The organism is Acidisoma sp. C75, from assembly GCF_054665095.1.
In genome coordinates this window covers 1-11,383 of the sequence record NZ_BAAFHD010000020.1, presented here as the reverse complement: position 1 = coordinate 11,383, position 11,383 = coordinate 1, and the positions used below count along the sequence as shown (strand labels likewise).

General features: G+C 70.0%; 13 protein-coding genes. 7 read left to right on the top strand and 6 right to left on the bottom strand.

The window, feature by feature from the left end:
- Positions 1–132 precede the first annotated feature (132 nt).
- Positions 133–828 (bottom strand): deoxyribose-phosphate aldolase, encoded by a 696-nt coding sequence (deoC, locus tag ACYQ7X_RS17200; protein WP_459698305.1) that lies wholly within the window; start codon positions 826–828, stop codon positions 133–135.
- A gap of 213 nt (positions 829–1,041) precedes the next feature.
- Between deoC and ACYQ7X_RS17195 the strand changes: the two genes are divergently transcribed.
- From ACYQ7X_RS17195 to ACYQ7X_RS17180, 4 genes are all read left to right on the top strand, one after another.
- The gene (locus ACYQ7X_RS17195) at positions 1,042–1,974 is read left to right on the top strand and encodes a hypothetical protein (RefSeq protein ID WP_459698304.1); all 933 of its coding nucleotides are present in this window, start codon (positions 1,042–1,044) and stop codon (positions 1,972–1,974) included.
- 16 nt (positions 1,975–1,990) lie between these two features.
- Positions 1,991–2,926, top strand: a complete 936-nt coding sequence (locus ACYQ7X_RS17190; protein WP_459698303.1) for an ROK family protein — start codon at positions 1,991–1,993, stop codon at positions 2,924–2,926.
- The gene (locus ACYQ7X_RS17185) at positions 2,920–3,465 is read left to right on the top strand and encodes an AAA family ATPase (protein WP_459698302.1); all 546 of its coding nucleotides are present in this window, start codon (positions 2,920–2,922) and stop codon (positions 3,463–3,465) included. Before ACYQ7X_RS17190 ends, ACYQ7X_RS17185 begins: the two co-directional genes overlap by 7 nt.
- A 164-nt stretch (positions 3,466–3,629) precedes the next feature.
- Positions 3,630–4,586, top strand: a complete 957-nt coding sequence (locus ACYQ7X_RS17180) for a sugar-binding transcriptional regulator (RefSeq protein ID WP_459698301.1) — start codon at positions 3,630–3,632, stop codon at positions 4,584–4,586.
- Here ACYQ7X_RS17180 and ACYQ7X_RS17175 read toward each other — a convergent pair.
- From ACYQ7X_RS17175 to chrA, 4 genes are all read right to left on the bottom strand, one after another.
- On the bottom strand, positions 4,576–5,976 hold the full coding sequence (locus ACYQ7X_RS17175; protein ID WP_459698300.1) for an MFS transporter: 1,401 nt from the start codon (positions 5,974–5,976) through the stop codon (positions 4,576–4,578). The two genes, ACYQ7X_RS17180 and ACYQ7X_RS17175, sit on opposite strands and share 11 nt — an antisense overlap.
- Before the next feature lie 157 nt (positions 5,977–6,133).
- Positions 6,134–6,826: an RES family NAD+ phosphorylase gene (locus tag ACYQ7X_RS17170; protein ID WP_459698299.1), complete on the bottom strand. Its 693-nt coding sequence runs from the start codon at positions 6,824–6,826 to the stop codon at positions 6,134–6,136.
- 3 nt (positions 6,827–6,829) lie between these two features.
- Complete coding sequence (locus ACYQ7X_RS17165) at positions 6,830–7,228, bottom strand: antitoxin Xre/MbcA/ParS toxin-binding domain-containing protein (RefSeq protein ID WP_459698298.1); 399 nt, start codon at positions 7,226–7,228, stop codon at positions 6,830–6,832.
- Positions 7,229–7,316: 88 nt separating this feature from the next.
- The gene (gene chrA / locus ACYQ7X_RS17160; RefSeq protein WP_459698297.1) at positions 7,317–8,546 is read right to left on the bottom strand and encodes a chromate efflux transporter; all 1,230 of its coding nucleotides are present in this window, start codon (positions 8,544–8,546) and stop codon (positions 7,317–7,319) included.
- 84 nt (positions 8,547–8,630) lie between these two features.
- Between chrA and ACYQ7X_RS17155 the strand changes: the two genes are divergently transcribed.
- From ACYQ7X_RS17155 to arsB, 3 genes are read left to right on the top strand one after another with little or no spacing between them, the layout of a single operon-like run.
- Positions 8,631–9,056, top strand: a complete 426-nt coding sequence (locus tag ACYQ7X_RS17155) for an ArsR/SmtB family transcription factor (protein WP_459698296.1) — start codon at positions 8,631–8,633, stop codon at positions 9,054–9,056.
- Positions 9,057–9,063: 7 nt separating this feature from the next.
- On the top strand, positions 9,064–9,477 hold the full coding sequence (gene arsC, locus ACYQ7X_RS17150; protein ID WP_459698295.1) for an arsenate reductase (glutaredoxin): 414 nt from the start codon (positions 9,064–9,066) through the stop codon (positions 9,475–9,477).
- A complete protein-coding gene (gene arsB, locus ACYQ7X_RS17145; protein WP_459698294.1) occupies positions 9,474–10,565 on the top strand; it encodes an ACR3 family arsenite efflux transporter in 1,092 nt (363 codons plus the stop codon). Before arsC ends, arsB begins: the two co-directional genes overlap by 4 nt.
- 24 nt (positions 10,566–10,589) lie before the next feature.
- Here the strand turns inward: arsB and ACYQ7X_RS17140 are convergent.
- The coding region (locus ACYQ7X_RS17140; protein WP_459698293.1) for a SulP family inorganic anion transporter at positions 10,590–11,383 on the bottom strand (794 nt) is incomplete at its 5' end.

Genomic DNA, 11,383 nt, shown 5'->3' with positions numbered 1-11,383 from the left:
GGTTGGCGCCCTTGCCGCCACGGCCGACCGCGAAGCGGGTCGCCTCCAGCGTCTCGCCCGCGCGGGGCATGCGCGCGCCATAGGTGATGAGGTCGGTCATCGTGCTGCCGATGACGGCGATACGGGCCATGCTCAATAACTCCCGGCCGCGACGCGGCTCTCTCCAATGATCGCGAGGCCGGAGGAGGTGCCGATGCGGGTGGCGCCGGCGGCGATCATCGCTTCCGCCGCCTCTCGCGTGCGCACGCCGCCCGAGGCTTTGACGCCCATCGCCGGGCCCACCGCCGCGCGCATCAGCGCGATATCCTCGACCGTCGCGCCGCCGCCGCCATAACCCGTCGCGGTCTTGACGAAATCGGCTCCCGCCTCCTTGGCGAGGCGGCAGGCGATACGCTTCTCCTCGTCGGTCAGCATCGCGGTTTCGATGATGACCTTCAGAACGCCACCCCGGGCCGCCGCCCGCACCACTGCGATATCGGCCCGCACCGCATCCAGCCGGCCATCCTTCAGCGCGCCGATCGCGATCACCATGTCGATCTCCTGCGCGCCATCGGCGATCGCCTGGGCGGTTTCGGCCGCCTTCGCCGCGGGGGTCGTCGCGCCGAAGGGAAAGCCGACGACGGAGCAGGCGCGGACGCCGCTGCCGGCGAGCGCCTTGGCGACGAGCGCGACATGGATCGGATTGACGCAGACGGCGCGAAAGCCGAAGCGCCGCGCCTCGTCGCAAAAGGCCGCAACCTCGGCTTCCCGGGCGTCGGGCTTGAGGATCGTATGATCGATCAGCGCCGCCAGAGGATGCGCGCGGGCTGCCGGTTCCGTTCCACTCATCGTTTCCCCCTGACCCTCTTGCGGGCCTTGCTGGGCGGCGGCTTGCGCCGCGGCCGGCATCCCTCTCCGAATAGAGCGGGCAGCAAGCGCAATCGGCTGCGGGCTGTCAACCGCCCGTCCGGCGGGCCCAGACCACTTGCAATTAATTGCAGAAACTTGTTTCACTGCGACGGGAGGCGCGCGCAACAAAGCGCGAAGCAAGGAAGCGGGCCGATGCAGACGAGAATGACCACCGCCGAACGGCGCGGCTATCAGCAGATCTGCACCGCGGAAGGCCGCATGCTCGTGGTCGCGGCTGATCAGCGCGGCGGCATGCGCAAGCTGCTCGCCGCGGATGCGGCGGCGGAAGCCGCCATCACCCCCGCCATGCTGGGGCGGGTGAAGGGCGATATCACCCGCTACCTCGCCAATGTCGCGGCGTCCTGCATCCTGCTCGATCCGCACTGCGCCGTCCCCGGCGTCGTCGAACAGGGCATCCTCGGGCGTTCCACCGGGCTGCTCATCGGGCTCGACGAGTCGGGCTGGGATCGCTCGCCCGAGGGGTTCCGGCTGTCGAAGCTCTGCCCGGGCGTCGATGCCCGGCGGGTGCGGGCCTTGGGCGGCACCGGCGCCAAGCTCATGGTCTATCTCCGGCCCGACAGGCCGGCCGCCAATGCCCACAACCTGCGGCTGATCGAGGCCACTATCGCCGATTTCGCGCGAGAGGATCTGCTCCTCGTCGTCGAGATCCTGCCCTATGCGCTGGAGGGCGAGGCGGCGGAGGATTACGCCGCGCGCTTCCCCAGCCTGGTGGTGGATTGCGCGCGCATCGCGCTTGCGCAAGGGGCCAAGGTGCTGAAGATGCCCTATCCGGGATCGGGGGAGGCTTGCGCCGCCATCACCGCGCTCTGCGGTGGCACCGTGCCCTGGGCGGTGCTTTCCGCCGGCGTCGATCATGAGACCTTCATCGATCAGGTGAAAGTCGCCATGATGCACGGCGCCTCGGGCATCATCGCCGGGCGTTCGCTCTGGAAGGATTGCATCACGCTCGATCCCACCACCACCGCAGAGCGGCTGACGACGCTCGCCGTGCCGCGCCTGCGGGCCCTGGCCGAGGCCGTGCGCGCCGCCGGCAGCGGTGCCCGGCCCACCATGGCGGCGGCCTGAGGCCAGGGTGCCGGGCATGCTGGGCGGCAGGGCAAGCTCCGGGGCGATCGGCATCGATATCGGCGGCACCAATCTGCGGGCGGGGCTCGTCGATGCCGCGGGGCAGCTCCGCGCCCGTCGGCAGGAGCCGGTCCGGCCGGAGCGGGAGGCTTTCGCCGCCCGGCTCGTCGATCTCGTCCGCGCGCTCGATCCTTCCGGTCTGCGGCCGGTCGGGATCGGCCTGCCGGGCCGGGTCGATCCGCATCGCAATCGGCCAGTTTCGGCCGGCTTCCTCGATATCGCCGATCTGCCGCTGGCCGAGATGCTGCAAGGCGCGGCCGGCCGGGCGGTGATCCTGGAGAACGACGCCGCCATGGCGCTGCGGGCGGAGCTTGCCGTGGGTGCGGCGCGCGGGCTCGGCAATGTCGCGCTGATGACGATCGGCACCGGTATCGGCGGCGCCGTGGCGCTCGGCGGGGAGATTCTGCATGGCCATGCCTTTGCCGGTCAGTTCGGCCATATCACGGTGCAGGCGGGCGGCGGGCCGGCCTGCAAATGCGGCCGCCAGGGCTGCGTCGAAACGCTCAGCTCCGGCACCGCCCTCGGCCGGCTAATGGCGGAGGCAGGGCTGCCGCCGGGCGTGAAGGCAGAGGCGCTGCTCGCGGCCGCGGCGCGGGGAGAGGGGGCGGCACGGGCGCTCCTTGCCCGCTGGGCGGCGCCGCTCCGGGCCGCGATCGAAACCCTCATCGCTGCCTTCGATCCCGAGATCATCCTGCTCGGGGGTGGCTTGGGTGCCGAAGCCGCCGCCGCCCTCGCCTATGCCCCCTTCGCGTCGGACTGGTTCCAGCGCCCGGTGCGCGCGGCCGCGCTTGGCTCGGATGCGGGGCTGATCGGCGCCGGGCTCGCCGCCCTCCTGGCGGAAGCGAAGGCGCCGCCCGCTTCGCCGCCGGCTTCCGCCCTCGCCCGATGCTGAGGCAGGCGGTCCTCGTCAACGGTGTGCCGGCCAGCGGCAAGAGCAGCATCGCGGCCGCGCTCGCGCGTGAACTCGGCCTGCCGCTTCTCGCGCTCGATACGGTGAAGGAGGCGCTGTTTGCCGAGCTCGGCACGGGCGACCGGCTGTACAACCGCCGCATGGGCCGCGCGAGCTTCGCCGCCATCTGGGCGCTTGTCGCCGCCTTTCCGCCTGGGGCCGGCGTCATCGTCGATGCCTGGTTCGGCTTCCAGCCGGTGGATTTCATCGCGGGCCATATCGCCGGCGCCGGGGCGGCGATCGCTTGCGAAATCTGGTGCCACGCGCCGCCAGCGGAGATCGGCCGACGCTATCGCGAACGCGCCGAGCACCGCCATGCCGGCCATCTCGGCGCGGATTACGCGCCGGAGCTTGAAGCGCTGGCTGCCCGTGCCAGGCCGCTCGGCCTCGGCCCCGTGCTGCCGATCGACACCATTGGGCCTGCGGATCTGGCGGCACTCGCCGCGGCGGTCGCATCCCGCCTCGCCGCGGCGCGGGGCTAGCGAGGCCGCTCTCCGGCGCGGCGGTGTAGCGCCTTCGGGGGAAGATCCGCACTGGCGCCGCGGCAGGCCTGAAAATCACGGAGACACCGGCCGGCGGAGGGATTATCGGAGAGCGAGCCTCTCGGCGCGCCCGGAATCGCGCGCTGCCCCGCATGGAGACCGGCTTGCCGACACCCCCCGCCACCGACCGCGCCAGCCAGACCCTGCTCTACGCCGTCGCCCGCATGCATTATCTCGACGATCTCTCGCAGATCGAAATCGCCCGCCGGCTCGATCTTTCGGCCGCCACCGTCTCCCGCCTGCTGCGCCGCGCGCGGGATGAGGGGATCGTGCGGATCGAGGTGCGGGCGCCGGAAAAGGCCGCGGATCTCGCGCAGACGCTGCGCCGCGCGCTCGGCCTCAAGCGCGCCGGCGTGGTGGCGGCGCCGGAGGCGACGGTGCTCGCCGCCCTCGCCGGGCCGCTCGGCACCATGCTGCGCGAGGCCGCGCCTCCGCCCGGATCGGTGCTGGCGCTCGGCTGGGGCCGCGCGGTGCGGGAGGCGATCCGCGCCGGCCTGCCGCCTTTGCCGGGGCTGATCACGGTGCCGATGACGGGGGGGATGCAGCAAGCGGCACCGCATTTCCAGATCAACGAGTTCGTCCGTCTGGCGGCCGAGCAGATCGGCGGCACGCCGCGCTTCCTGCATGTGCCGGAACTGCCATCCGCCGAAAGCCGCGCTGCCTTTCTCGCCGATGGGGCGATCGGTGATTGCATCGCGCTCTGGGACAGGCTGGCGCTCGCCATCGTCGGGATCGGCCTGCCGCACCGGATCGATCCCGTGCATGCCGCTGCCGCGACGCAGGGGGAACGGGTGCTAAGCGATGCGGCGGGGGACGTGATCCGCCACTATTTCGCGGCGGATGGCACCATCATCCCCTGGGATGGAGAGGAGCGGCGGATCGCGGTGAGCCTCGCGCAGATCCGCCGCATTCCGCTCGTCATCGGGCTCGCCGCCTCCCCCGCCAAGGCGGGCGCCATCGTCGGCGCGGTGCGTGCCGGCCTCATCAACGCCTTGGTGACGGATACGGCGACGGCGGAAGCGATCCTGCTGCGCCTGCCGCCTGGCCCCCTCAGTGATTGATCTCCTCAAGCGCGCGGCCGAGCGTCGGCGGGCCGAAGACGCCGATTGAGACGATGCCCACCACCATCGCCGCGCCGATGAAGATCGCGACACCTGGAACGCCGTAGCGGTGCAGTAGCACGCCGATGACGAGGCCCGCGAAAGCGGCGGCGAGCCTGCTCCAGGAATAGACGAAGCCGACCGCCTGGCCACGGATGCGGGTGGGGTAAAGCTCTGCCTGGTAGCCGTGATAGGCAAAGGACATGATGTTCGCGGCAAGGGTGAAGGCCACCCCGAGCAGGATCAGGACCGCCGGATTGCTGGCGATCGCGAACAGCGCCATGGCGATGCCCATGACGATGAGGCCGAGCACGATCTGGGTCCGCCGCTCCAGCTTGTCGGCGAAGAGCGCGCCGATCAGCGGCCCGATCGGATTGGCGATCGCGATGATGAAGGAATATTCGAGGCTATGGGTCAGCGTGATGCCGCGCGCGATGAGCAGGCTCGGCACCCAGGCGGCGAAGCCGTAGAAGCCGATCACCTGGGCCGCGTTGAAGACGGAGAGCACGATGGTGCGCTTGAGATAGGCGGGGCTGAAGATCTCGCGGAAGCGGCCACGCTGATGCGCTTCCTCGGTGACGGGCAGCGGCGCCGGCAGCGGCCGGCCGAGATCGGCCGTGACCCGCCGCTCCAGCATCGCGGTGATGCGCTCCGCTTCGTCGAGCCGGCCCGTCATGCCGAGCCAGCGCGGGCTCTCCGGCAGCCGCGCGATCGGCAGGACGATCGCGAGCGCGCCGGCCGCGCCGATGAGCACCACCCAGCGCCAGCCGGCAAGGCCCAGCGGATGCAGGGGTACCAGCAGCCAGGCGAGCAGCGCCACGATCGGCACGGCGCAGAAGGTGATGAACTGGTTGATGGAGAAGGCGCGGCCGCGGCCGCGCGGCGGCATGATCTCGGAGATATAGGTATCGATGGTGACAAGCTGCACGCCGAAGCCAAAGCTCGCGATGAAGCGCCAGATATTGACGGCTTCGCCGCTCGACTGAAAGGCCATGATGGCGGTGCAGATGCCGTACCAGATCAGGGAGGCGAGGAAGACCGGCTTGCGTCCGAACCGGTCCACCGCGCGGGCGAAAATGATGACGCCGAACCACAGGCCCGCGAAGGTCGAGAACACAAAGGTGCCGAAGCCTGAGACGGCGATGACGTGCAAGGAGGCGAAGAAGCCGAGCGATGCGGGCTTGAAGAGGCCCGATTTGATGAGGCCGGGCGCGACGTAGCCGGTGAAGAATAGATCGTAGAACTCGAAGACGCCGCCTAAGGAGGCGAGGATGACGAGGCCCCAGATGGTGCGCGTCGCCGGCAGGCGGTTGAGGCGCGCGGCGATATCCGCGGCAGGAGTTGTGGCCATTTCCATCCCTCTATCGTTGTGCTGGCCCGGCGCTATACGGCGCCGGCGCGGCTTCGATTCGCCAAGATGTGGCAGATTTCGTGCGGTTTGGCACGGGGGAGGGAGCGGGCCAGCCCCGGTGCCCTGCTCGCTGCCCGCATGATCGGGATAGCGGCGGTCAAAGCCCGATCCAGGCATCCTGCGCATAGTCGAAATAGCGATCGACCCGCGCGCCGTTCCAACGGTATTTCAGGTGCCGTTCCTGATGCGGGATGCCGATCGCGCTCGCGCGGAAGGCGCCGATGCATTCCGCGCCCGGGCGCCGGACGCTCGGATAGACCACGCCATTCGCGCCCTCTTCGCGGAGGGCGCGGCCATAGGCCTGGGCCGCGGCGTAGCGCTCAGGGTCCAGCACGGCGCGGCGCTCCGCCTCCGGCAAAGCCGCGACGTCTTCGAACGCGGCATCGACGGGCCCGACGAGCGCGCGGAAATCCTCACTGCGCGGCGGATCCTCGCTGTCCCGCGCCAGGGTTTCGAAGTGATAGACGGTTTCGGCGATCGCCGTCGCCAAGGTATCGGCAGCGTAATAGACGCCGAAGCTGCCATCGCCGAAGCGCGAGCCCTGGCGATTGATATGGGTGAAGGCGGCCATCACGTAGCTGGCACCCGGTCCGCTCACCCGTTCCTCCGGAGGGACGAGGGCGATCTCGCCCACCTCGTCCCGCAGGCGCGGATTGGTCAGCTGTTCGAGCGCCACCAGGGCATCCCAGGCTGCGGGATCGGCGGTTACCCGCTCGAAGAGGCGGATCGGCGGATAGCGGGAAGCGATGATGCGCCAGGCCTGCGGCCAGTCGATCCGGCGGCTGGGCAAGGCTCAGCTCCAGGGGGCGCGGGCGGCATCGAGATAGGCGCGCACAGCGGCGAGATCCGTCACGTCGCCGGCGCGCATGCGGGCCAGCGGCGTCTGGCCGCCGAAGGCGCGGTTGGGTCGCCTGATCCAGCCATCCGCGAGATGCGCATCGGAGTAGAGCAGTTCCAGCGCCTTGAAGATTCCGGCGACGTAACCGATGCGCCGCAGCGTATCCATCGGCACGCGCACCGCGTTGCCTGCGCGCCAGGCGTAGAAGGTGCGCTCGGCCGGGCTGCCGAGAATGGTGCGGCATTCCTCGGCACTGAGGCCCCAGGCGGCGGCGATGGCGAAGAAGCCGCGGAGCGCGGCGGCGGGGTTGATCGGCTGAGGTGGCGCTGGCGCCGTTTCACGCGCTTGGAGCATGAGCAGTTTCCTTTATGCATAAATTATGCGTGTTCATGCAAATTTGCAAGAGAGCGATGGCCGCCGCATCTCCCGCGGGTCGTGTGCTTTACCCGAGCGCGAGACCAAGCCCCGCCAGGGCGGAGCATGACACTACGAGCAGCGGCGGCGCCTGCCAGGCGACAAGGAGGACGAAGCCTGCCGCCGCCACCGCGAAATCCGCCGGGGCTCGCACCGCGCTTGTCCAGACCGGGTTATAGAGCGCGGCGCCGAGCAGGCCGACGACGGCGGCATTGGTTCCCTGCATCATCGCTCGTGCGCCCGGCCGGGCCCTGATCGCGTGCCAGAAGGGCAGGGCGCCGAGCAGGCAGAGGAGGCCGGGCAGGAAGATCGCGACGAGGGCGAGGCAGGCGCCGGCTGCCCCGCCATGGCCGGCGATCGCACCGAGATAGGCCGCGAAGGTGAAGAGCGGGCCCGGCACCGCCTGCGCGAAGCCATAGCCTGCGAGAAAAGCATCGTTCGTCACCCAACCGCTGTTGACCACGGCATCGTGCAGCAGCGGCAGCACTACATGGCCGCCCCCGAAGACGAGCGCGCCGGCACGATAGATGGCTTCGAACAGGGCGAGCGCGCCCGCCCGGGCGGGCAGGAAGGACAGCGCCAGCAGGGTGGCGAACAGCCCGAGGCAGAACCCGGCGAAACGCCGCGAGACCGGCGGCGAAACATCCCCGCCCAGCACCTGCGGCGGCGCGCGACAGAAGAGCCGGCCCGCGAGCCCGCCTGCCAGGATGAGGCCGATCTGCAAGGCGGGCCAGGGGATCAGCACCGTCAGGCCCAGGGCGAGGAGTGCGATGCTGGCGCGCGCCCGATCCGGGCAAAGGCTGCGCGCCATGCCGAGCACCGCCTGCGCCACGATGGCGACCGCCGCGAGTTTGAGCCCGTGCAGCAGGCCAAGCCCCGCAGCCGACCGAGTGAGGCTGCCGGCGCCATAGGCGAACAGGATCATCAGCAGTGCGGAGGGCAAGGTGAAGCCGAGCCAGGCGGCAAGCCCGCCGATCAGCCCGCCGCGGAGAAGGCCGATGCCGAAGCCGGTCTGGCTCGAAGCCGGGCCGGGCAGGAACTGGGCGAGAGCGACGAGATCGCCATAGGCGCTTTCGCTCAGCCAACGCCGCCGGGTGACGAATTCGGCGCGGAAATAGCCGAGATGTGCGATCGGGCCGCCGAAGCTGGTGCAGCCGAGGCGGAGAAAGACGAGAAGGATGCTCAGTGGCGGGTCCGCTGCCCGCGGCTCGGCTGGCGGGGGTACGCCGTCGGGGAGGTGCTCCGGCTCTTCGGGCATCGCGCGTTCTTATGCGAATGCCGGGGAGCAGGCAATTGCAACCGGCACTGCCATCTCAATCTCTCAATAGATATTGAGATACATATGAATGAACAGGCCGCGCTTTCCGCCTTCGCCGCGCTCGCCCAGGAGACGCGGCTCAAGATCCTCCGCCTGCTGGTCGCGGCGGAACCCGAGGGCCTTGCCGCCGGAATGATCGGGGAGCGGCTGGGGGCGGGCTCTTCCCGTCTTTCCTTCCATCTTGCCCATCTCGAACAGGCCGGGCTCGTCCGCTCCCGGCGGGAGGGCCGGTCCATCCGCTATCGGGCGGAGGTCGCGGCGCTGTCCGGCCTCATCGCCTTCCTGATGCAGGATTGCTGCGCCGGGCGGCCGGAGATCTGCGCCTCCGCGTGGCAGGCCCTGGGTGCGGGCACGACCGTGGGCGCCACCTGCGGCGGCGCCACCGCCCAGCCGGTTCCATCTCCCGGCACCTCCGCCGGCCCGCTCTCCTGCCCTCCATCCGCACGGTGAACAGAGCATGCCCGTCACCATCTATCACAACCCCGCCTGCGGCACGTCCCGCAACGTCCTTGGCCTCATCCGCAACAGCGGCGAGGAGCCGCGCATCATCGAATATCTCAAGACCCCGCCGAGTCGGGCCGACCTCGCCGCGCTCATCGCCCGCATGGGGGTGCCGGTGCGTGCCGTGCTGCGCGAGAAGGGCACGCCCTATCGGGAACTTGGCCTTGATGACCCGGCGCTCTCCGATGCCGCGCTCCTCGATGCGATGATCGCCCACCCGATCCTGATCAACCGCCCGATCGTCGAAACCAGCCTCGGTGTACGGCTGTGCCGGCCTTCGGAGACCGTGCTCGCTATCCTGCCGAACCCGCAGCGTGGCCCCTTCGCCAAGGAAGACGGCACCCCCGTCACCGATGGCGCGCCGGCATGAGCGAGATGGTGGCAACGCCCGACGAGGCGCCCGGCATGGGCAGGTTCGAGCGATATCTGACCCTCTGGGTCGCCCTCTGCATTCTCGGCGGCATCGCCCTCGGCCGCTGGCTGCCGGGGGTCTTCGAACTGCTCGGCCGGGCGACGCTCGCCGAGGTCAATCTGCCGGTCGCGCTCCTCATCTGGCTGATGATTGTGCCGATGCTGCTCAAGGTCGATCTCGGCGCCATGGGCGAGGTCGGCCGCCACTGGCGAGGCATCGCCACCACGGTCGCCATCAACTGGCTGGTCAAGCCATTTTCCATGGCGCTGCTCGGCTGGCTGTTCATCGGCCATCTGTTCCGGCCTTTTCTGCCGGCGGCGCAGATCGACGCCTATATTGCCGGCCTCATCCTGCTGGCGGCGGCGCCCTGCACCGCGATGGTCTTCGTCTGGTCCAACCTCGTCCGCGGCGAGCCGCATTTCACGCTCTCGCAAGTCGCGCTCAACGACGCCATCATGATCGTCGCCTTCGCGCCGATCGTCGCCCTGCTGCTCGGCCTCTCGGCGATCACGGTGCCGTGGAACACGCTCTTCCTCTCGGTCGCGCTCTATATCCTGCTGCCCGTCGGCCTCGCCCAGCTCTGGCGGCGATGGCTGCTTCGCAAGCATGGGCCGGAGGCGCTCGCCCGCCTGCTCCGCCGGCTCGGGCCGCTTTCCCTCGCGGCGCTCCTGCTCACGCTGCTGCTGCTCTTCGGGCTCCAGGGTGCCGCGATCTTGCGCGCCCCGGGCGTCATCCTGCTCCTCGCGGTGCCGATCCTCATCCAGGTCTATGCCAATGCCGGCCTTGCCTATTGGGTCAACCGCAAGCTCGGCGTCGCCTGGTGCGTGGCGGGGCCATCCGCCCTTATCGGCGCCAGCAATTTCTTCGAACTCGCGGTTGCCACCGCGATCGCGCTCTTCGGCTTCCAGTCGGGCGCCGCGCTCGCGACGGTGGTCGGCGTGCTGGTGGAAGTGCCGGTCATGCTCTCGGTTGTGCGCATCCTCATCCGCTCGCGCGGCTGGTATGAAAGAGGCGCTGTCCGCGCGGGCGGTCGGGCAGAACGCTAGGTCACTCTCCGGGCACTCCTTTGGTCATCCGGCCGCGTCAGGTCCATCCGGCAGCGGTTTCAGAGGCTTGCGCGGGGCGAGGCCGCCGAGATCGCGCAGCGCATCGTGGCGGGTGGCGAAAACCTGGTCCGCCCCGATCTCCTCCATCAGATGATGGCGGATGAGATCCGCCCGCAGGCTCGCCGAGACGCGGGCGAAACGCACGCGCACCCCCTGGCCGCGCAGATCCTGCAACAGGCGGGCCAGGGTTCGCGCCGCGGAGTAATCGACATTCGGGATCGCCTCCGCCTCGATCACCAGGAAGTGCACCGGATCCGGCGCTGCCTGCACCAGGGCCCGCACCTCCTCGGCGAAGCGCTCGGCATTGGCGTAGAAGAGATCGGCGTTGAACCGGTAGATCAGCACCCCCGGCGCGCTCTGCTGCCCGGGCGTCGCCTCCTCCTCCTGCCAGCCGCCCATCGCCGCCCGCCGCAGCAGCGCGGTATGCGGCCGGTAGCTGTGGCGGACATGCCGCAGCAACGAGAGCACGACGGAGATGACCATGCCATCTTCCACCCCAAGCCCGGCGACGGCCGCCGCGGTGACGAGCGCGAGCCACCATTCTCCGGGGCTTTCCCGCCGCATGGCGCGAAGCGTGCGATGGTCGATCAGGCCGAGCGCGATCGTGAAGATGATCGCCGCGAGCACCGCGCGCGGCAGATAGCGAAGCCAGCCGACGAGGCTGACGAGCACGAGGCAAACGGTCAGCGCGAAGACGAGCTGGGCGAACTGGCTGCGGGCGCCCGCGCGCTCGGCCACCGCCGTCTGCGTCGGGCTGC